The organism is Leifsonia aquatica H1aii (genome assembly GCF_000633535.1).
In the GTDB taxonomy this organism is placed as follows: Bacteria; Actinomycetota; Actinomycetes; order Actinomycetales; family Microbacteriaceae; genus Leifsonia; species Leifsonia aquatica_A.
This window is the reverse complement of the sequence record NZ_AYMR01000010.1, coordinates 91634-111290: the sequence shown is the minus strand read 5'-3', so window position 1 is coordinate 111290 and position 19657 is coordinate 91634. Positions and strand designations below refer to the sequence as shown.

The window sequence follows — 19657 nt, the reverse complement described above, 5'->3', positions numbered from 1 at the left end:
ACACGATAGAGGCCATGAGGGCCATATGGACGGGCGCGATCACCTTCGGGCTGGTCAACGTGCCGGTGAAGGTCTACAGCGCGACGGAGGACCACGACGTCGCGCTGCACCAGGTGCACGACGCCGACGGCGGCCGCATCCGGTACCAGCGCCGCTGCGAGATCGACGGCAAGGTCATCCCCTACGAGCACATCGCCAAGGCATACGACGACGGGGAGCGGACGGTGATCCTCACGCCCGACGACCTCGCGTCGCTGCCGGCCGAGCGCAGCCGCGAGATCGACGTCGTCGAGTTCGTGCCCAACGAGCAGATCGACCCGATGATGCTCGACCGCAGCTACTACCTGGAGCCCGACTCCAAATCCCTCAAGGCGTACGCGCTGCTGCGGAAGACGCTGGAGGACGAGGACCGCACCGCCATCGTCAACTTCGCCCTGCGCCAGAAGACACGCCTCGGCGCTCTGCGCGTGCGTGGCAACGTGCTGGTGCTGCAGACGATGCTCTGGCACGACGAGATCCGCGAGGCCGACTTCCCGGCGCTCGACTCCTCGCCGCGCATCACCGAGCGGGAGCTGAAGCTGTCGGCCGCGCTGATGGAGAGTTTCGCCGGCGACTTCGAGCCGGAGAAGTTCACCGACGAGTACCAGGAGGAGCTGCGCCGGCTCATCGACGCCAAGCTCGAGCAGGGCGAGAGCATGGACACCGCCGAGACCTTCGGTGAGGAGCCGGAGAAGGCGAAGGGCGGCGGCGAGGTCATCGACCTCATGGAGGCGCTGCAGCGCAGCGTCGAACGCAGCCGGTCCGGCAAGGACGCGGACACCGCGACAGCGAAGAAGTCGTCCGGCGGCACGACCACGAAGGCCCCCGCGAAGAAGACCAAGAAGCCCGCGTGACGCGCCTGCGCCGTTCCGACCCGTCGGGCCCCGGCTATCACCGCCGTGCGAGCAGGAACGGCCCCGTCTACGAGGACGAGGCGGGAAACCCCGTCGTCGATGAGCGCGAGCTGGAGCGCATCCGCTCGCTCGTCATTCCCCCGGCGTGGGAGGACGTGTGGATCTCGCCCGACGCACGCGGGCACATCCAGGCCGTCGGCACCGACCAGGCCGGCCGACGTCAGTACCGGTACCACGACTCCTGGCGCCTCCATCAGGACCGGGTGAAGTTCGAGCGCGCCGCCCAGCTGGCGGAGACGTTGCCGTCGGCGCGCCGCAAGGTGACGATGGACCTCCGCGAGGAGGGATTCGGCCGGGACCGGGTGCTCGCGGCCGCCTTCCGCATCATCGATCTCGGGAGCGTGCGGATCGGCAGCGAGGAGTACCTGCACGCCAACGGCAGCCGCGGGTTGACCACCCTGCTCTGCCGGCACGCCCGCATCGACGGCGACGAGATCACCCTGACCTTCCCGGCGAAGTCGGCTCAGAAGTGGACCAGCACGATCGTCGACGCCGACCTCGCCGAGCTCCTGACGCAGATCCAGGCGCTGCGGGGGCAGCGGTCGCGGCTGCTCTCGTGGAAGGAGGGCACCTGGCACACCCTCCGGCCCGCCTCCCTCAACGAGTACATCCGGCGTCAGACCGGCGGAGAGTTCACCGCCAAGGACTTCCGCACCCTGCACGGCACCATCGTCGCCGCGGAGGCGCTCGCCGCACTCGGGACCAGCCGGACGGAGTCGCGCCGGAAGAAGCGCGTGACCGCTGCCGTCAACGAGGCCGCCGCAGCGCTCGGCAACACGCCGACGATCGCGCGCAACAGCTACATCGACCCTCGCGTCTTCGACCGCTATCGCCAGGGCGAGGTCATCGACACCTCGGGCGGCCGGGTCCCCGAGCCCGCCCTGCTGGAGCTACTCGCGGGCTGACTGCGCCGGCGTCTGCGCCGACAGCGGCTGGGCGATGTCCTCCAGCGACCGCCCCTCCGCGTTCACACCGAGGAACAGCTCGACCAGACCGGCGGCGATCATCAGTCCGGCGCCGATGTAGTAGCCGATGACCACCGAGTGGATGCCGCCCTCGATCAGCTGACCGAACAGGATCGGGCCGATGATGCCGCCGAGCCCGGTGCCGACGGCGTAGAAGAACGCGATCGACATCGCGCGCGTCTCCATCGGGAAGATCTCGCTGACCGTGAGGTAGGCGCTGCTCGCGCCGGCCGAGGCCAGGAAGAACACGATCATCCAGCACGCCGTCAGCCAGAACGCGTCCAGCGCGCCGGCGTCGAAAAGCAGCGCGGTGCCGACGAGCAGGATGCCGCTTCCGACGTAGGAGAGGGTGATCATGAACCGGCGTCCGATGCTGTCGAAGAGATGCCCGAGCAGCATCGGACCGAGGAAGTTGCCGATCGCGATCGGCACGAGCGCCCAGGGCGCGACATCGTCCGGGACGTGCAGGAGCTTGGTGAGCACGAGCGAGTACGTGAAGAAGACCGCGTTGTAGAGGAAGGCCTGACCGATGAAGAGCGAGAGCCCGAGCACGAACCGCTTCGGGTAGCGGGTGACGGCGGTGCGCACGATCTCGCCGAACCCGGTGGACCGGCGCTGCTTGATCTCGATGCCCTTGTCGTCGTCCACCGTCGGAAGGGCCTCCCCGCTCTCCTTCTCGATGTCGTGCTCGATCCCGTCGACCAGCTTCTCGGCCTCCTCGTCGCGGCCGTGGATGAAGAGCCAGCGCGGCGACTCCGGGACGTTGCGGCGCACCAGGAGGATCACGAGCCCGAGCACGGCGCCCAGGCCGAACGCGATGCGCCAGCCGATGTCGGCGGCGAACAGCTGCTCGTTCAGCAGGAAGACGGTGAGCACCGCCCCGAACGCCGTGCCGAGCCAGTACGAGCCGTTGATCGCCAGGTCCACCATGCCGCGCCGCCGCGCGGGGATCAGCTCGTCGATCGCCGAGTTGATGGCCGCGTACTCGCCGCCGATGCCCGCGCCGGTGAAGAACCGGAAGACGAAGAACATCCACGGGGCGAACGAGAAGGCCGTGAGCACGGTCGCGACCAGGTACAGGCCGAGGGTCAGGATGAACAGCTTCTTGCGTCCGAACCGGTCGGTCAGGTAGCCGAAGACCAGCGAGCCGACGCACGCGCCGGCCACGTAGATGGCGGCGGCCAGGCCGACCTCGGCGGTGGTGAGCCCGAGACCGCTGTCCGGCTCGGTCAGCCGGCTGCCGATCGCGCCGACGATCGTGACCTCCAGCCCGTCGAGGATCCACACGGTGCCGAGCCCCAGCACGACCAGCCAGTGGAAGCGCGACCAGGGCAACCGGTCCATCCGCGCCGGGATCAGCGTGCGGATGGTGGAGAGGGTCGGCGGCTGGGAATCGCGTGTACGTGTGCTCACGATGGCCACGGTAGAAGCTGCGCGAATCCCTCGTCAGCCCTTGACAGGACGGGCTGGGAGGGGGAGAGGTCCGTTCGGCTAGCGCAGCGGAGAGGGCGGTGTCAACCCCTTGTTGGGGGCCATACCCGCCTGCCTACCCTGAATCTGCGCCGACCGGACGAACCCCGGCCGCGCACGCCGAGACACCGAGGCGACGCACGACAGTACGAGCTGATGGGATGACACGATGACTGTGCTCGAAGTGACCAGCGACCCGGTACGCGATTACCTGAACTCGATCGGACGGACGCGCCTGCTGACCGCCGACGAGGAAGTGACGCTCGCCAAGCGCATCGAGGTGGGGGTCCTCGCCGGAGAGCGCCTGGCGACCCGAGCGGGGCTGACCCCCCGCGAGAAGCGCGAACTGCACTACCTCGCCGACGACGGGAAGCGCGCGTTCGAGCGCTTCATCGAGGCGAACCTCCGCCTGGTGGTGAGCATCGCCAAGCGGTACTCCGGCCGCGGACTGCCCGTCATGGACCTGATCCAGGAGGGCAACCTCGGCCTCGTCCGCGCGGTCGAGAAGTTCGACTACCGGACCGGCAACAAGTTCTCCACCTACGCCACCTGGTGGATCCGCCAGTCGATCCTGCGCGGCATCGCCGACACCGCGCGGATGATCCGCATCCCGGTGCACACTGTGGAGAAGATCGACAAGCTCGACCGCATCCGCCGCGACCTGGGCGGCGAGCTCGGACGCACGCCCACGCTGGAGGAGATGGCGGAGGCGGCCAATCTGACCGAGGCCGAGGTGCACAAGCTGCAGATGAGCGACTCCGAGACGGTCTCGCTGGCCGTGCCGGTCGGCGAGAACGAGGGCGCGGAGCTGGGCGACCTGATCGAGGACGACGACTTCCCGGGCCCGCCGGAGGCGGTGGAGGTCGTCTTCCGCCACCGCGACCTGGAGGAGCGCCTGCGCGACCTGCCGCCGCGCGACGCCAAGGTTGTCCGCATGCGTTTCGGCCTGGACGGTCACAAGCCGATGACCCTCGACGAGGTCGGCGAGGTCTACGGGATCACCCGGGAGCGCGTCCGCCAGCTGGAGACGCGCAGCCTCAAGCGCCTGCGCTGCCCCGAACTGCTCGAGTACCTGCGCTGAGCGCGCCGCCCACGTGGACGGGGACCCCGCGCTCAGCCGAGCGCGGGGTTCTCGTGTTCCGCGGCGGCCTGCTCGAAGGGGATGTCGCCGGGCTGCTCACCGGTTCCGCTGCTCTCGGTGGCCTGGTCCGCCTCGGCCGGCGCCGCGGCGGGCTGCCCGGCCGCGCCCGGCGCGCTGCTCACACTGTCGGACGCCCCGGGGTCCTGGCCCGCGGTGGGATCCTCGTCGGTCATGGCGTCGCCTCCTCTCGGTGGCTGGATACGACGTATCCGTTGCTGGATGCGACGGACCTCACGATAGGCGCGGCTCCGTCCGCGATCAAGGCTTCGGGCCGGTCAGCGTCCGGGGCGCGAGTCGGCGTCGACCTCGTCGGCACCGAGCGCGCCGATCTCCTCCGTCAGCTGGAGGCCGGCCGCGCTGTTCGACGAGATCGTCAGCTGTTCGAGCCAGGTCTTGTTGATCTTCGGCGGACGCCCTCCGCTGTAGCGGAAGAGCAGCGGGATGGCGGGGTCGACCCAGATCGCGCTGCGGCCGTCTCCCACCGCCTGCTCGTCGCGCCAGGAGAAGAAGAACCCCTCCTTGCGTCGCAGCTTCAGACCGATCACGATCTGCAGGTGTGCGAGGACCCGGTCCTCGAAGCCGATCTCCGTCGTCCCGGCGTATACGAGCTTGCCCATGCGAGAACCGTACAGGACGAAGCCGACGCAGCGGTGGCGGTTGCGGGCCGCGTGCCGCGGCGTATGGTCGGCGCATGACTCGGCAGCGCGTGCTCGTGACCGGAGCGACCGGGTACGTCGGGGGCCGCCTCGTGCCGCGACTGCTCGCCCGCGGCCACACCGTGCGGGTGCTGGCGCGCTCGCCGCAGAAGCTGGCCGACGTCCCGTGGGCGGACGAGGTGGAGGTCGTCCGCGGCGACCTCGGCGACCCGGATTCGGTGGCGCGGTCGATGGAGGACATCGACGTCGTCTACTACCTGGTGCACTCCATGCGTGCCCGGGGCGACTTCGAGGACGAGGAATCCGCCGCCGCGCGCACGGTCGCGACTGCGGCCCGGGAGGCCGGGGTCCGCCGGATCGTCTACCTCGGCGCCCTGCACCCCGACGGCCCGCTCTCGCGGCACCTGCGCTCTCGGGTCGCCGTGGGGCGCATCCTGCTCGAGTCCGGTGTCCCGACGGTCGTGCTCCAGGCGGGGGTCGTGATCGGGTCGGGGTCGGCGTCGTTCGAGATGATCCGGCACCTCACCGAGGTGCTGCCGTACATGCCCGCGCCGCGCTGGGTCCGCAACCGCATCCAGCCGATCGCCGTCCGCGACGTGCTGCACTATCTCGTCGAGGCCGCCGAGCTCCCCCCGGAGGTGTCGCGCGCGTTCGATGTGGGCGGCCCCGACATCCTGCGCTACGGCCAGATGATGAACGGCTTCGCGGTCGAGGCCGGGCTGCCGCAGCGGCCGATCGCGGCGCTTCCGGTGTTCACGCCGTGGCTCGCCTCGCAGTGGGTCAACCTGGTCACCCCGATCCCGCGCAGCCTCGCGGTGCCGATCATCGAATCGCTGCAGTACGACTGCGTGATGCGGGAGCACGACATCGACGGCGTCATCGCGCCGCCGCCCGGCGGCCTCACCGGCTACCGGACGGCCGTGCGGCTCGCCCTGGCCCGCATGCGCGACGGGGATGTCGAGACCAGCTGGCGCAACTCCTCGGTCGCGGGCGCGCCCAGCGACCCGCTGCCGAGCGATCCGGAGTGGGCGGGTCACACGGTCTACACCGACGTGCGCGAACGCACGTCCGATGCCGAGCCCGCCGAGCTCTGGCGGGTCGTGGAGGGCATCGGCGGCGAACGGGGGTGGTACTCCTTCCCGCTGGCGTGGGCCCTGCGCGGCTGGGCGGACAAGCTGGTCGGCGGCGTCGGGCTGCGGCGGGGCCGCCGGGACGCGGACCGGCTGTCGACCGGCGACGTGCTCGACTGGTGGCGGGTCGAGCGGATCTCCCGCAGCGCGGACGGCGGTGATCTGCGCCTGCGCGCCGAGATGCGGGTGCCCGGCCGGGCCTGGCTGGAGCTGGAGGTGACCCCGGGGGACGGGGGAGGCTCGCGATACCGGCAGCGCGCCGTGTTCTTCCCGCGCGGGCTGGCGGGCCGGCTCTACTGGTATTCGATCCTGCCGTTCCACGGCATCATCTTCAACGGGATGGCGAACCGTATCGTCACCGAGCCGGACCGGCTCCGCTCGGTGGTCAGTCCGCGACCGGCGGAGCGATGACCAGGGTGGTCGCGCTGAGGTCCGTCAGGAACCGCGTGACCACGGCGCGCTCGTCGGAGGTGAGGGCCCGGGCGACCTGGAAACGCCGGGCGTGCTGCAGCCCCATGGTGCGGCGCACCTCGCGGTGCGTCTCCGGGGTGATCTCGACGGTCACGGCGCGGCGGTCGGTGGGGTGCGGCCGGCGAACGACGTGGCCGGACGCCTCCAGCCGATCGAGCAGCTTGGTCGTGGAGGCGGTGGAGATGTGGAGGTGCTCCGCGAGCGCTCCGGCCGTGACGGCGACGCCGGCGTTCATGGAGGCGATGATGTACCGCAGAGCCTTCATGTCGGTCTCGTTGAGGCGGAGCTGGGACCGCGACTCGAAGCTCAGCCGCTGCTCGGCCTCCCGCCAGTCGCGGATCGACGTCAGCAGGCCGACGATCTCGGCGAGCTCACGCTCGGATAGGTCGTCGTGCCGCACCAGTTCCTGTCCGGGGTCGATGACGCGCGGGTCGACCATCGACCCGGAGATGCGGCGCGCATCGTCCCTGGAGCTCATGCGGACATCCTATGCGACGAGTAAGAAGCGTGCTAAGTTATTTTCTATCTTGGCTAGGTATTCTGGTCGTTCGCACACGAGGAGGTTCGGATGACCCGCTTCGATTCCCGCACCGACCGCCCCGAGACGGCACCCGTCCGAACTGCGGACGTGGCGGAGGGGCTCGCGGCCGTCGACGGCAGGCTGGCTGCGTTCTTCGCCGAACGGATCGCGGCATCGGCCGGCTACGGCGAGGACTATCAGCAGCTCTGGGCCGGCGCCCGTGCGGCCGCCGACGGGGGCAAGCGGATGCGGCCCCGATTCGTGCTCTCCACCACGGCATCGCTCGGCGCCGGGATCGACGCGGCGGCGATCGATACCGCGACCGCCTTCGAGCTGCTGCACACGGCCTTCCTCCTCCACGACGACGTCATCGACGGCGACACCGTGCGCCGCGGGAGGCCGAACCTCTCCGGCGAGTTCGCCGGGGACGCCGCGGCCGCGGGCGCCACACCCGCCCAGGCCCGGCTCTGGGGGGAGGCGGCGTCCATCCTCGCCGGCGACCTGCTGCTGCACGCCGCGACCGCACTCGTCGGCCGGCTCGACGTTCCGGCGCCGGCGCGGGAGCGGCTGCTCGACGTGCTGGACCACTCGCTGGTGGTGACCGCGGCGGGCGAACTGGCCGACGTCGCCCTCGCGGTCGGCCTGACACCGCCTTCGCTGCCGGCCGTGCTCGGCATGACCGAGCGCAAGACCGCGGAGTACTCGGTCGCAGGCCCGATCATGGCGGGGGCCATCCTCGCCGGAGCCGACGACGGCCTGCTGTCCGTGCTCGCGGAGTACGGACGGCTCGTCGGGGTGGCGTTCCAGCTCGGCGACGACCTCCTCGGCGTCTACGGAGACCAACGGGCGACGGGCAAGAGCGTGCTGAGCGATCTGCGCGAAGGCAAGAAGACCACGCTGATCGCCTTCGCGCGCACCACCGAGGCGTGGCCGGAGATCGCCGACGGCCTCGGCCGCGACGATCTCACCCCCGCCGGTGCCGCACGGCTTGCGGCGCTGCTGGAGGCCTGCGGGGCCCGGCGGTTCGCCGAGCGGCTCCTCGCCGAGCACGTCGAGCAGGCGATCGCCGCCCTCGACGTGCCGCAGGTCCCGTCGGTCCTCGCGGCCGAGCTCACGGCGATCGCGCGCGGCTGCATCGGGAGGGCCGGATGACCCGGGCGCCGGTCGCCGGCACCGCCCCCGCCGGAGCGCATCCCACCGACCTCGCCCTCTACACCCGTGCGGCGCACGCCGGGGCCGCGACGATCATCCGGGAGTACTCGACCTCCTTCGGGATGGCGACCCGCCTTCTCGGCGCCGAGGTCCGCCCCCGGGTGGAGGACGTGTACTCGCTGGTGCGGGTGGCCGACGAGATCGTCGACGGAGCGGCTGCCGAGGCGGGGCTGACCGTGGCAGACCAGCGCGAGCTGCTCGATGCGCTGGAGGCGGACACCGAACGTGCGATGCGCACCGGGTACAGCGCGAACGTCGTCGTCCACTCGTTCGCGGCGACCGCCCGCAGCGCCGGTTTCGGCACCGAGCTCACCCGCCCGTTCTTCGCGTCGATGCGCCGCGACCTGAGCCCGGTCGATTTCAGCGCGGACGAGCTGCGCGAGTACATCTACGGCTCCGCCGAAGTGATCGGCCTGATGTGCCTCGCCGCGTTCCTCAGCGGCCGCTCGGTGCCCGTGGAGACCCGCCGTCGCCTGGAGGACGGCGCACGCCGGCTCGGCGCGGCCTTCCAGAAGATCAACTTCCTGCGCGACCTCGCCGTCGACTACACCGAGCTCGGCCGCAGCTATTTCCCGGGCATCGACCCGGCCCGGCTCACCGAACGGCAGAAGCTCGCGCTGGTCGTCGACATCGACTGCGACCTCGGTGCGGCCGCCGACGTCATCCCCGAGCTGCCGGACGGCTGCCGACGGGCCGTGCTCGCCGCGCACGGGCTGTTCGCCGAGCTGAGCGACCGCATCCGCTCCACTCCGGCGACCGACCTGCTGCAGCGCCGGGTGAGCGTGCCGACCCGCACCAAGCTCGCCATCCTCGTCCGGGTCGGCGCCGGGTCGCGCCGATGACCGGGCGGCGCCGGGTCGTCGTCGTGGGCGGCGGCATCGCCGGGCTGGCCTCCGCGGCGCTCCTCGCACGCGACGGCCACGAGGTCACCCTGCTGGAGCAGTCCCCGGTGGTCGGCGGCCGGGCCGGCAGCTGGTCGCACGACGGGTTCCGCTTCGACACCGGGCCCTCCTGGTACCTGATGCCGGAGGTGTTCGACCACTTCTTCGGACTGCTGGGCACCAGCACCGCCGAGCAGCTGGACCTCGTCACCCTCGACCCCGGCTACCGGGTGTTCTCGGAGGACGGCCGCGAGCCGCTCGAGGTGCGCGCCGACGGCGCCGCCAACCGCGCCCTGTTCGAGAGTGTCGAGCCCGGGGCCGGCGCCGCGCTCGACCGCTACCTCGCCCGCGCCGGCGAGACGTACCGGATGGCCGTCTCGACCTTCCTCTACGGCACGTTCGCGTCCCTGCGTCCGTTGCTCTCCCGAGCGGTCCTGCGGCGGACGGGCCGACTCCTCCGGCTGCTGCTGGAGCCCCTGGACCGCTATGCCGCCGGGTTCGTGCGCGACGTGCGGCTGCGGCAGATCCTGGGCTATCCCGCAGTCTTCCTCGGCACCTCGCCCGACCGCGCCCCGAGCATGTACAGCCTGATGAGCCACCTCGATCTCGACGACGGCGTGCGCTACCCGCTGGGCGGTTTCGCCGCGCTGATCGACCGGGTCGCGGCGCTCGCCGCCGACGCCGGGGTGCGGATCGTCACCGGCGCCCGGGTCACGGCGATCCGCACCGCGGGAGGACGCTCCCGCGCCCGCGCCACCGGCGTCTCGTACGTCGGCGCCACCGGTGACCTGCAGGAGCTCGGCGCGGACGTGGTCGTCTCGGCCGCCGACCTGCACCACACCGAGACGCGGCTCCTGCCGCCCGAGCTGCGCACCCATCCCGAGCGCGTCTGGGAGAAGCGCGACCCCGGGCCCGGCGCGGTGCTCGTCCTGCTGGGCGTGCGCGGGAGGCTGCCGCAGCTCACCCACCACAACCTGTTCTTCACCACCGACTGGGCCGCCAACTTCGAGCGCATCTACGGTGCGGAGCCCGGCATCCCGGACCCCGCGTCCCTCTACGTGTGCAAACCGAGCGAGACCGATCCGGCGGTCGCGCCGGACGGCTACGAGAACCTGTTCGTGCTCGTCCCTGTTCCGGCGGACGTGTCCATCGGCTCCGGCGGTGTCGACGGCGACGGGGACCGGCTCGTCGAGCGCACCGCCGATGCCGCCATCGCGCAGGTGGCGGCCTGGGCGGGCATCGACGACCTCGCCGACCGCGTCGTGCTGCGCCGGACGATCGGGCCGGAGGACTTCGCGCGCGACGTCAACGCCTGGAGCGGGGGAGCCCTGGGGCCGGCGCACACGCTCCGGCAGAGCGCCTTCTTCCGGCCCGGCAACGCGTCCGAGCGGGTCGACGGCCTCTACTACGCGGGCTGCTCGACCATCCCCGGCATCGGTCTGCCGATGTGCCTGATCAGTGCCGAACTCGTCGTCAAGCGTCTGCGCGGCGACACCACGGCGACGCCGATGCCCGAACCGCTCATGCCGGAGCCGAGCGCCCGTGCGCCGCAGCGGGAGCGTGTGCGGTGAACCTGGTCTACCTGCTCGCCCTGCTGGTCTCGCTGGGCGCGATGGTGCTCCTCGACCGCCGGTTCGGCCTGGTCTTCTGGCGGGATGCGCGGCGCGCCGCCGTCACGCTGGCGGTCGGCCTCGTGTTCTTCCTCGCCTGGGACGCCTTCGGCATCGCGCTGGGCATCTTCGCGCGCGGCGGATCGCGCTTCATGACCGGCATCGAGGTCGCGCCCGAGCTGCCGCTGGAGGAGCTGTTCTTCCTGCTCTTCCTCTGCTACCTGACCCTGGTGCTGATCTTCGGCGCCCGGGCGGTCCTCGACCGGTGGAAGGCGGGCCGCCCATGACCTACCTGTGGCTCAGCCTCGTCTTCCTCGTCGTCGCGGCCGCCGTCCTGGCCGTCGCACTGGTGCGTGCTCCCGATCGCCGGCCGCTGCTGCGCCGCTGGGCCCTCCCGGTGCTCGCGGCCGGAGTGCTGATCGGCGTGCTCACCGCGGTCTTCGACAACCTGATGATCGGCGCCGGGCTGATGACCTACGGCGACGCGCATCTCACCGGCCTCCGTCTCGGCCTGGTGCCGGTGGAGGACTTCGCGTATCCGATCGCCGGGCTCCTGCTGCTCCCGGCCGTGTGGCTGCTGCTGCGCCGGCGGCCGCGCCGCGCCGCGCCGGCGCGCGGACGGGAGGGACGGTGACCACGACGACCGCCCCCGCTCCCTGGCGCCAGCTGCTGATCGCCTCCCGGCCGCTCAGCTGGATCAACACGGCCTTCCCGTTCGCGGCGGCCTTCCTGCTCGTCACCGGACGCGTCGACGTCACGTTCGTCGTGGGCACGCTGTACTTCCTCGTCCCGTACAACCTCACCATGTACGGCGTGAACGACGTCTTCGACTACGAGTCGGATCTGCGCAACCCCCGCAAGGGCGGCGCGGAGGGGGCCCTGCTCGACCGGGGGATGCACCGGCGCACGCTGATCGCCTCGGCGGCGACGAGCCTCCCGTTCCTGATCTACCTGGTCGTCGTCGGCTCTCCGCTGTCGTGGCTCGTGCTCGCCGCCAGCGTGTTCGCCGTGCTCGCGTACTCGGTGCGCGGGCTGCGGTTCAAGGAGATCCCGTTCCTGGACTCTGCGACCTCCAGCTTCCACTTCGTCAGCCCGGGGCTGTACGGCCTCGTGCTCGCCGGAGCCGTCTTCACCCCGCAGCTGTGGCTGCTGCTGCTGGCCTTCTTCCTCTGGGGGATCGGCAGCCACGCCTTCGGGGCCGTGCAGGACGTCGTCCCCGACCGTGAGGGCGGCATCGCCTCCATCGCCACCGTGCTCGGCGCGGCACGGACCACCCGCGTCGCGATCGGGTCCTGGGCACTGGCCGGACTCTGCATGCTCGGCACCGCATGGCCGGGACCGCTGGCGGCGCTCCTCGCGGTGCCGTACATCCTGGCGGCCGCCCCCTACTGGTCGATCCCCGACGCGCAGGCGAGCGCCGCCAACCGGGGCTGGCGGCGCTTCCTCTGGATCAACTACGCCTGCGGCTTCGTCGTCACGATGCTGCTGATCGGCTACGCTCTCGGCTGAGCCGGGCGGCAGGGATCGGCCGGGATCGGCGTGGTCCGGCTACGACCGCTGCGGGAGCTCCTGCAGCGACCACGCGTTGCCGTCCGGGTCGGTGAACGTCACGAAGCGGCCCCAGGCGAGGTCGGCGACGCCCTGCGCCTCGACGCCGTTCTCCTGCAGGTGGGCGAGCGCCGCATCGGCGTCCGGAATCACGATCTGCAGTCCCTGCATGGTGCCCGGCTCCATCTCGGTGAGGCTCTCGCCGAAGGCGATCGAGCAGGCGGATCCGGGCGGCGTCACCTGCACGAAACGCAGCGTGGGGGAGACGCGCTGGTCGTGGTCGGCGTTCCAGCCGAGCTTCTTCACGTAGAACTCCTTCGCCCGGTCGACGTCGGTGACGGGGAGGATGATGAGCTCGATGCGCCAGTCGCTGATGGCCATGGTCGGTGCCTTTCTGTCCGTGTCTTCCGTTGTCCTCCCAGCGTAGGGAGGCAAGCGGTCAGTTATCGTCCGCAATCCGAATTTCGCCCTCGTCGAAATCGAGCAAACGCCCGGACGGGCGCGCTATCGTCGGAATCCGACCCTCCCGCCGACCGAAGGATCACCCGACGCATGAGCGACAGCCCCGCCGCACCCACCCCGTACGAGGTGCTCGGCGTCCGCTCCACGGCGACCCAGGAGGAGCTGCGCCGCGCCTACCGTCGCCTCGCCCGGCAGACCCATCCCGACACCGGCGGCACGGCCGCGGCGTTCCAGGCGGTGCAGGAGGCGTGGGAGCTGATCGGCGAACCGGACGACCGTGCCCGCTACGACCGCGGCGAGACCGTCGTGGTCGACGCCGTGGCCGGCGGGTACGACGGCGACGGCGGAGGCTTCAGCGCGACCTTCCACTCCACCCGGTCGGGCCGCGGCGCCACGGTCAAGGCGCGCAGCTACGGCCACCCGGGGGGACGGGCCCGGGAGCGCTACCTCATCCTGCTGCGCGAGTGGGTCGGCCGCGGCACCGAGCTCGACGACCCTTACGACCCGGCGCTGGTGCGCTCCGCGCCCCGAGAGATCCGCGGGCTCCTCGCGGAGGCGCTCGCCGAGGAGGCGACCGCGCGCGCCGTCTCCGGCCTCGGGATCGGCTTCACCATCTGGAACGACGTCGCCGTCCACCCCTCCTCCGACGCCAAGCTCGACCACATCGTGCTCGGCCCTGCCGGGCTCTTCGCCCTGCGCTCGGCCGATTGGGGAGCCGAGGTCAAGCTGGCCAAGGGCGAGCTGGTCGGCCCCGGCATCGCACCGGGCGAGGAGCCGTTCCACGACCTGCACCGCGCGGCGAAGAGCTTCGGCCGGCAGGCGGGCGTGCGGTTCACGACCCTGATCGTCGTGGTGCCCGACGACGCCCTCGCCGTGCCGGTCGACGTGGTGCAGCGCGGCCGGCTCGCCGGTTCGCTGGTCGTGCGCCGCTCGCTGCTGCCGACCATCCTCCGCGACGGCGCGAACGCCGCCGCCCGCGAGAGCGTCGACCGCGCCTTCGAGCTGCGCACCCGGCTGCAGGAGGCCGTCCGCTTCGTCTAGACGCGGAAGGCCGGGAGGGGCAGAGTGGGCCGCATGGTCACACCACTCGACATCTTCAGCGGTTTCAGCGTCGACGACATCGACGCGGCACGCACGTTCTACCGCGACACCCTTGGACTCGACGTCACCGACGGCCCGATGGGCAACCTCGACATCGCCCTCCCGACCGGCTCCCACGTCTTCGTCTACCCGAAGCCCGACCACCAGCCGGCGACCTTCACCATCCTCAATCTGGTCGTGGCGGACATCGACGCCGCCGTCGACGACCTCAACGCCCGCGGCGTGGCCACGGCGATCTACGACGACGAGAACCTCCCGACCGACGAGAAGGGCGTCCTGCGCGGGCGCAGCCAGAATCGCGGGCCCGACATCGCCTGGTTCCGCGACCCCGCGGGAAACGTGCTCTCGGTCCTCCAGGACTGACCGCCCGCTCCCGGCCCGCGCCGCTCTCGCTTCGCCCGGCCGGCGACCGCTGCGGTTCGGGACGAGCGCGCCGCCGCGCCGCGCCGCGTTCGTCCCGAACCGCAGCGGTCGCGGCCGCTACGCCGGGCGGGAGAGCCGCTCGCGCAGGGCCATCGCGTCGTACGGCGCCCGCACCTTCACGTCGTTGTCGAAGTAGGCGTAGACGTCGAGGCCGTCGCCGAGCCAGGCGTGCACATCGGCGGCCCAGCGGTCGAGCGCCTCGTCCGTGTAGCCGCTCGTGTAGAGCTCCTCGTCGCCGTGCAGCCGCACGTAGACGAAGTCGGCCGTGACCTCGCGCAGCAACGGATAGCGTCCGGCGGTGTCGGCCACCACCACGGCCGCGCCGTGCTCACGGGCGATCCGGGCGAACGCCGGGTCGGCGAAGGACGGGTGCCGGGCCTCCACCGCGTGCCGCAGCGGAAAGTCGGCCGGCACCGTCGCGTCCCTTCTGTCCTCGTCGAGGGTGCTCTCGCCCGCCAGCTCCGCGGCGGCGCGCGCGGTCGTCGGCAGCGAACCGAGGAAGGCATCGAGCGCGTCGGGGTCGAAGGGCAGGTTCGGCGGCAGCTGCCACAGCAGCGGGCCGAGCTTCGGGCCGAGCGTGAGCATGCCGGAGGCGAAGAAGTTCGCCAGCGCCTCCCGCGTGTTCTTCAGGCGCAGGATGTGGGTGATGTACCGGCCGCCCTTCACCGAGAAAACGAAGTCCTCCGGGGTCGCCGCCGCCCAGGTCCGCCAGCTGCTGGGGCGTTGCAGCGCGTAGAAGCTGCCGTTGAGCTCGATCGAGTCGAGCCGCTCGGCCGCGTAGGCCAATTCGGCGCGGTGGGGGAGCCCCGTCGGGTAGAACGCCCCGCGCCAGGGCGCATACGTCCACCCGGCGATCCCGACCCGGGAGGTGCCGACCGCCGGCGACGCCATCAATGCCCCCGCAGCTGCTCGATCAAGCGGCGGTCGCGCTTCGTCGGCCGGCCGGCGCCGCGCTCGCGCGTCACATCGGTCGGCCGCTCGGTCTTCGGAGGCGGGGGAGGGGTGCGGTCCTCGATGCACTCCTCCGCGACCGCGGCGCCCACGCGCTTCACGATGAGGCGCCGGGCGATGTAGATCTTCTCCGAACCGGCCACGAACGCGCGGACTTCGTCGCCGACCTTCACCGGCTGCGAGGGCTTGGCGCGCTCGCCGTTGACCTTCAGGTGCCCGGCCTTGGCCGCGTCGGATGCGGCCGAGCGCGTCTTGAACAGCCGCACGGCCCAGGCCCACGAATCGACGCGGACGCTCGACGGATCGGGCACGGTCAGACCGAGACGGGAGCAGCCTCGGCGGCGGCCTCTTCGGCCAGCTGCGCCTTCCACTTCACCAGGCTGCGGACCGTGCGGCTGCGATCGCCGGCGAGTTTCTCCATCACGTCGGCCGGCACGAAGTAGTTCACGGCCACCCAGCCGCGCACCGTCTCGGAGCGGTCGTCGGCCAGCTCCCGCAGGATGTCGCACGGGGTCGCCTCGTTCTTGGCGACGCAGCCGCGGACGCCCTCGTCGGGATCGGTCGCGAGCGCCTGGAACAGGTCGACGGGGGTGTTGTAGCTGCTCGCGACGGCCTCCCGGATCTTCGGATTGGCGTCGCGGGCGAGCAGGCGCAGCCGGCGGATCTTGCTCTCCGTCACCTCGGGCGCGGGATGCAGTGCCGCCGCCTCCTCCGCCGTGAGCATCGCCGGGCTGTGCTCACGCATCGCCTGACGCTGAGCGGGGGTGTTGAACCGGATGCAGGACATGCCTCCACGGTACGCGCTCCGGCCCTCGAGCGCCCGGATCACCCGCCGGGATCCATGCGGGAGGTACCGTGTTGGCATGGAACATCTGCTGACGCGGCTCGACCGCCTCGCGGGAGGCCGCCACGCCGGATACACGATCTCGGCCGAGGGACGGGACCACCCGCGCACCCGCCGGGCGTTCGTCGTCATCTACTGGCTGCTCCTCGCCGAGCTGGTCATCGGGCTCGCCGCGGTCGTGGTCGCCGTCGTGCTGACGGTCGGCGGGACGACGCTGCCGTTCGCCGTGTGGATGCGGGCGCTCATCGTGCTGGCGATGACCGTCACGCTCTTCTACTTCGCCTGGCGCGCGCAGAAGGGCTACTACTGGGCGTACTCCCGCCTGCGGCTGTTCTCGAAGATCTTCCCCGTGGTGACGCTGGTCCTGGCCGCCGTCCCCGGGCTGTACCCGCTCTGGATGGTGAGCGAGCAGATCCTGTTCAGCCTGCTGCTGATCGGCGTGGCCGACTACCTCGACTCCGACCACATGCGCGCGGTGTTCCCGAAGCCTGGACGACCCGCGCCCGTCGCCCCCTGACTCAGCGCGTCGCCGCGGCGGTCTGGTCGCTACGCCGCCGCGGGAACCACGGCACGATCGGGGAGGTGCGGCGCTGGTACTCGGCGTACTCCGGGTAACGCGACCGCGAGATGCTCTCGGTGAAGACGGTCGACCCGATGAAGAGGCCCGTGAGGAGCACGGGCCCGATCACGGTCCACTGCAGGATCGACCCCGCCGCCGCGCAGCCGAGGAAGAAGAACACCCACCACTGGGCCTGCTCGAAGAAGAAGTTCGGGTGCCGGGAGACCCGGAACAGCCCGGTCTGCAGGAATCGCGGCGACGGGGTGCGCCCGGCGGCCGTCTCCGCCTTCTTCCAGCGGTGGAAGTCCCACTGCTGCTGGTCGGCGACGGTCTCCCCGACCAGGAAGGCCAGGAAGACGACCGCCAGCACGATGTCCAGCGGTCCGAGCGGTGTCCGGTTCTCGAACGCCGTCCAGACGGGCAGCGAGATCAGCAGCAGGAGCACGTTCTGGTAGATCACGATGAAGAACAGGTTGAACAGGGCGAACGCGCCGGCGCCCATCCGGCCGCGCAGCACCTCCCAGCGGTAATCCTCGCCGCCGGGCGCGTAGCCGCCCTTGCGGGCGAAGTTGAACGTGAGCCGCGCGCCCCACAGGCTCACCAGCGCCGCCATCAGGTTCAGCCGCGGGTCCTGGAGGCCCGCGAACCCGGCGAACGTCCACACATAGGCCAACGGCACCAGCGACCAGATGCGGTCGACCCACGAATGCTCGCCGGTGATGAGCGAGAGCACCCAGGTCACGACGCACACACCGGCCAGGATCCAGAGACAGACGATGAAGGGCTCCACGTCGTCATCCTAGGCCGTGGGCCATCGGTCAGTAGAGTGGAGTGGTGGATGGAGTCGGCGCACGCGAGGTGAGTTCCCGTGTCTGGACGATCCCGAACATCCTGAGCTTCGTCCGGCTTGCGCTGGTGCCGGTGTTCCTGGCGTTCGTGATCGCCGGACTCGACGCGCTCGCGCTGCTCGTCCTGGTGGTCTCGAGCATCACCGACTTCCTCGACGGCTATCTCGCGCGACGGCTGAACCAGGTGTCCCGGCTCGGCCAGCTGCTCGACCCCGCCGCCGACCGGCTCTACATCTTCGCGGCCCTGATCGGGCTCGCCTGGCGCGAGGTCATCCCCTGGTGGCTGGTCGCCGTCATCGTCGCCCGCGACGTCATGCTCGCGGTGCTGGGCGTCATCCTCGCGAACCACGGCTTCGGCCCACTGCCGGTGCACCACCTCGGCAAAGTCGCCACGTTCTGCCTGTTCTGGGCGCTCCCGCTGCTCATGCTGGGGGAGGCCTTCACGGCCCTCGCGCCCTTCTCCCTGCCGCTCGGCTGGGCCTTCGCCCTGTGGGGCGCCTTCCTCTACTGGTGGGCCGGAATCGTCTACATCAGCGAAACCGCCCGGGTAATACGACTTCCGGCCGATGACGTGAGCGCGCGATCGGATACGCTGGATCACGAGGAGGTTGACGGTGCCTGACGAGAACGACCTGAACAGACCGGCCGACGACGCCGCGAACAACCCCCTGCGTGATGCCGCGGCAGGGAATGAGGACACCACGGCTCGCTTCGGCGAGGACTTCGTGTCGAAGATGTACCCGCTCGACGGGGAGATCTCCCCGGAGGAGCAGGAGGCGATCAGCGCCCTGCCCTCGGGCTCCGCGCTGCTCGTGGTGCGACGCGGACCGAACGCCGGTGCGCGGTTCCTGCTCGACGCGGATGTGACCACGGCCGGGCGGCATCCGAACGCGGAGATCTTCCTCGACGACGTCACCGTCTCGCGCCGCCACGCGGAGTTCACCCGGCGCGGCACGGCGTTCGAGGTGCGCGATCTGGGATCGCTCAACGGCACCTACTACGACGGTGTCCGCATCGAGAGCGCGCTGCTCTCCGACTCCGCCGAGGTCCAGATCGGCAAGTTCCGCCTGACGTTCTACGCTTCGCGCCAAGACCTCGCCGCCGCGGCGAACGGCTAGTGGCCCGGCAAGCGGCGCGGGCGCCGGACGCCTCCCGCGCCCTGCTGAGCATCGGTCAGGTGCTCGACCGGCTCACGCCCGAGTTCCCCGACCTGTCCTCGTCGAAGCTGCGCTTCCTCGAGGAGCGGGGGCTGGTGTCGCCGGCCCGCACCGCGTCCGGCTACCGCAAGTTCTCCCCGGCCGACGTGGAGCGTCTGCGCATCGTGCTCGGGATGCAGCGCGACCACTACCTGCCGCTGAAGGTCATCAAGGCCTATCTCGCCGATCTGGATGCGGGCCTCGAGCCCGTGCTGCCCGGCGGAGCGCCGGTGCCGTCGATCCTCGTCGACGAGCCGCGGTACCAGCGCGATGAGCTGCTGAGGCGCACGGGCGCGGGCCCGGAGCTGCTGCAGCAAGCGATCAGCGCCTCCCTCATCGCTCCGGCCGACGTCTACGGCGACGACGCGCTGGCCGTGCTCGGCGCGCTCGTCGAGCTGGAGCGCACCGGGATCGAGCCCCGCCACCTGCGCGGCTTCCGGGCGGCGGCGGAGCGCGAGATCGGGCTGATCGAGACGGCTCTGGTGCCGATCGCGCGCCGCAACGACGTCTCCAGCAAGGCCCGCACGGCCGAACTCGCCCGCGAGATCGCCGGTCAGCTCGATGTGGTCCGCGGCAGCATCATCCGTTCGTCGCTGTCCCGGATCCGTCCGTGACTGACGGATCCGCTCGACACGCCGACAGTGAATGGCCGGATGTCGTTGCCCGGGACCTCCGGCATGGGTACCGTGGATGAAGCGCCCCCACCGTCGGCGCAC

At 71.2% G+C, this 19657-nt stretch carries 25 protein-coding genes; 16 read left to right on the top strand and 9 right to left on the bottom strand.

Going from position 1 to position 19657, the window contains the following annotated elements:
- Positions 1-14 precede the first annotated feature (14 nt).
- Together U870_RS0112265 and U870_RS0112260 are read left to right on the top strand one after the other, a co-directional pair.
- Positions 15-893: a Ku protein gene (locus U870_RS0112265; protein ID WP_025157683.1), complete on the top strand. Its 879-nt coding sequence runs from the start codon at positions 15-17 to the stop codon at positions 891-893.
- Positions 890-1858, top strand: coding sequence for a DNA topoisomerase IB (locus U870_RS0112260; RefSeq protein ID WP_025157682.1), 969 nt, complete (start codon positions 890-892; stop codon positions 1856-1858). The genes U870_RS0112265 and U870_RS0112260 overlap by 4 nt, the downstream gene beginning before the upstream one ends.
- Here U870_RS0112260 and U870_RS0112255 read toward each other — a convergent pair.
- Positions 1844-3262, bottom strand: coding sequence for an MFS transporter (locus U870_RS0112255; protein WP_043710037.1), 1419 nt, complete (start codon positions 3260-3262; stop codon positions 1844-1846). The two genes, U870_RS0112260 and U870_RS0112255, sit on opposite strands and share 15 nt — an antisense overlap.
- Positions 3263-3557: 295 nt before the next feature.
- Here U870_RS0112255 and U870_RS0112250 point away from each other — a divergent pair, with 295 nt between their 5' ends.
- Positions 3558-4469 (top strand): sigma-70 family RNA polymerase sigma factor, encoded by a 912-nt coding sequence (locus tag U870_RS0112250; protein WP_025157680.1) that lies wholly within the window; start codon positions 3558-3560, stop codon positions 4467-4469.
- Between the two features lie 32 nt (positions 4470-4501).
- On the opposite strand, the gene U870_RS0112245 is transcribed toward U870_RS0112250, so the two are convergent.
- Positions 4502-4702: a hypothetical protein gene (locus tag U870_RS0112245; RefSeq protein ID WP_025157679.1), complete on the bottom strand. Its 201-nt coding sequence runs from the start codon at positions 4700-4702 to the stop codon at positions 4502-4504.
- A gap of 102 nt (positions 4703-4804) precedes the next feature.
- Complete coding sequence (locus tag U870_RS0112240) at positions 4805-5146, bottom strand: ATP-dependent DNA ligase (RefSeq protein WP_025157678.1); 342 nt, start codon at positions 5144-5146, stop codon at positions 4805-4807.
- Positions 5147-5220: 74 nt separating this feature from the next.
- Between U870_RS0112240 and U870_RS0112235 the strand changes: the two genes are divergently transcribed.
- Positions 5221-6726: an SDR family oxidoreductase gene (locus U870_RS0112235; RefSeq protein WP_025157677.1), complete on the top strand. Its 1506-nt coding sequence runs from the start codon at positions 5221-5223 to the stop codon at positions 6724-6726.
- Here the strand turns inward: U870_RS0112235 and U870_RS0112230 are convergent.
- Positions 6701-7264, bottom strand: a complete 564-nt coding sequence (locus tag U870_RS0112230; RefSeq protein ID WP_025157676.1) for a MarR family winged helix-turn-helix transcriptional regulator — start codon at positions 7262-7264, stop codon at positions 6701-6703. The genes U870_RS0112235 and U870_RS0112230 overlap by 26 nt on opposite strands.
- A gap of 90 nt (positions 7265-7354) precedes the next feature.
- Between U870_RS0112230 and U870_RS0112225 the strand changes: the two genes are divergently transcribed.
- Genes U870_RS0112225 through U870_RS0112200 form a run of 6 tightly spaced genes read left to right on the top strand, consistent with a single transcriptional unit; the run spans position 7355 to position 12518 of the window.
- Positions 7355-8458 carry a polyprenyl synthetase family protein gene (locus tag U870_RS0112225; RefSeq protein ID WP_025157675.1) on the top strand — a complete coding sequence of 368 codons (1104 nt, stop codon included), beginning with the start codon at positions 7355-7357 and terminating at the stop codon, positions 8456-8458.
- Entirely contained in the window at positions 8455-9360 is a 906-nt protein-coding gene (locus U870_RS0112220; RefSeq protein ID WP_025157674.1) for a phytoene/squalene synthase family protein, read from the top strand. Before U870_RS0112225 ends, U870_RS0112220 begins: the two co-directional genes overlap by 4 nt.
- Positions 9357-10970 carry a phytoene desaturase family protein gene (gene crtI / locus U870_RS0112215; RefSeq protein WP_025157673.1) on the top strand — a complete coding sequence of 538 codons (1614 nt, stop codon included), beginning with the start codon at positions 9357-9359 and terminating at the stop codon, positions 10968-10970. The genes U870_RS0112220 and crtI overlap by 4 nt, the downstream gene beginning before the upstream one ends.
- A complete protein-coding gene (locus tag U870_RS0112210) occupies positions 10967-11296 on the top strand; it encodes a lycopene cyclase domain-containing protein (protein WP_025157672.1) in 330 nt (109 codons plus the stop codon). Before crtI ends, U870_RS0112210 begins: the two co-directional genes overlap by 4 nt.
- Positions 11293-11643, top strand: a complete 351-nt coding sequence (locus U870_RS0112205; protein WP_025157671.1) for a lycopene cyclase domain-containing protein — start codon at positions 11293-11295, stop codon at positions 11641-11643. The genes U870_RS0112210 and U870_RS0112205 overlap by 4 nt, the downstream gene beginning before the upstream one ends.
- The gene (locus U870_RS0112200) at positions 11640-12518 is read left to right on the top strand and encodes a prenyltransferase (RefSeq protein ID WP_025157670.1); all 879 of its coding nucleotides are present in this window, start codon (positions 11640-11642) and stop codon (positions 12516-12518) included. Before U870_RS0112205 ends, U870_RS0112200 begins: the two co-directional genes overlap by 4 nt.
- Before the next feature lie 39 nt (positions 12519-12557).
- Here U870_RS0112200 and U870_RS0112195 read toward each other — a convergent pair whose 3' ends face one another.
- Positions 12558-12938 (bottom strand): VOC family protein, encoded by a 381-nt coding sequence (locus U870_RS0112195; protein WP_025157669.1) that lies wholly within the window; start codon positions 12936-12938, stop codon positions 12558-12560.
- 171 nt (positions 12939-13109) lie between these two features.
- Between U870_RS0112195 and U870_RS0112190 the strand changes: the two genes are divergently transcribed.
- Together U870_RS0112190 and U870_RS0112185 are read left to right on the top strand one after the other, a co-directional pair.
- The gene (locus U870_RS0112190) at positions 13110-14060 is read left to right on the top strand and encodes a J domain-containing protein (protein WP_025157668.1); all 951 of its coding nucleotides are present in this window, start codon (positions 13110-13112) and stop codon (positions 14058-14060) included.
- Positions 14061-14093: 33 nt separating this feature from the next.
- Complete coding sequence (locus tag U870_RS0112185) at positions 14094-14483, top strand: VOC family protein (RefSeq protein ID WP_025157667.1); 390 nt, start codon at positions 14094-14096, stop codon at positions 14481-14483.
- Positions 14484-14600: 117 nt separating this feature from the next.
- On the opposite strand, the gene U870_RS0112180 is transcribed toward U870_RS0112185, so the two are convergent.
- From U870_RS0112180 to U870_RS0112170, 3 genes are read right to left on the bottom strand one after another with little or no spacing between them, the layout of a single operon-like run.
- On the bottom strand, positions 14601-15434 hold the full coding sequence (locus U870_RS0112180; protein ID WP_025157666.1) for a DUF72 domain-containing protein: 834 nt from the start codon (positions 15432-15434) through the stop codon (positions 14601-14603).
- The gene (locus U870_RS0112175; RefSeq protein WP_025157665.1) at positions 15434-15805 is read right to left on the bottom strand and encodes an RNA-binding S4 domain-containing protein; all 372 of its coding nucleotides are present in this window, start codon (positions 15803-15805) and stop codon (positions 15434-15436) included. The genes U870_RS0112180 and U870_RS0112175 overlap by 1 nt, the downstream gene beginning before the upstream one ends.
- 2 nt (positions 15806-15807) lie before the next feature.
- Entirely contained in the window at positions 15808-16281 is a 474-nt protein-coding gene (locus U870_RS0112170; protein ID WP_025157664.1) for a HEAT repeat domain-containing protein, read from the bottom strand.
- A 76-nt stretch (positions 16282-16357) separates the two neighbouring features.
- Here U870_RS0112170 and U870_RS0112165 point away from each other — a divergent pair, with 76 nt between their 5' ends.
- Positions 16358-16855, top strand: a complete 498-nt coding sequence (locus U870_RS0112165) for a hypothetical protein (protein ID WP_025157663.1) — start codon at positions 16358-16360, stop codon at positions 16853-16855.
- Between the two features lies 1 nt (position 16856).
- Here U870_RS0112165 and U870_RS0112160 read toward each other — a convergent pair whose 3' ends face one another.
- Positions 16857-17687, bottom strand: coding sequence for a DUF1295 domain-containing protein (locus U870_RS0112160; RefSeq protein ID WP_025157662.1), 831 nt, complete (start codon positions 17685-17687; stop codon positions 16857-16859).
- A gap of 44 nt (positions 17688-17731) precedes the next feature.
- Between U870_RS0112160 and U870_RS0112155 the strand changes: the two genes are divergently transcribed.
- The 3 genes from U870_RS0112155 to U870_RS0112145 are packed head-to-tail and all read left to right on the top strand — an operon-like array spanning position 17732 to position 19555.
- A complete protein-coding gene (locus tag U870_RS0112155) occupies positions 17732-18367 on the top strand; it encodes a CDP-alcohol phosphatidyltransferase family protein (RefSeq protein ID WP_025157661.1) in 636 nt (211 codons plus the stop codon).
- A complete protein-coding gene (locus U870_RS0112150) occupies positions 18354-18863 on the top strand; it encodes an FHA domain-containing protein (protein ID WP_430623524.1) in 510 nt (169 codons plus the stop codon). The genes U870_RS0112155 and U870_RS0112150 overlap by 14 nt, the downstream gene beginning before the upstream one ends.
- On the top strand, positions 18863-19555 hold the full coding sequence (locus tag U870_RS0112145; protein WP_025157659.1) for a MerR family transcriptional regulator: 693 nt from the start codon (positions 18863-18865) through the stop codon (positions 19553-19555). The genes U870_RS0112150 and U870_RS0112145 overlap by 1 nt, the downstream gene beginning before the upstream one ends.
- The last annotated feature ends 102 nt before the right edge of the window (positions 19556-19657 follow it).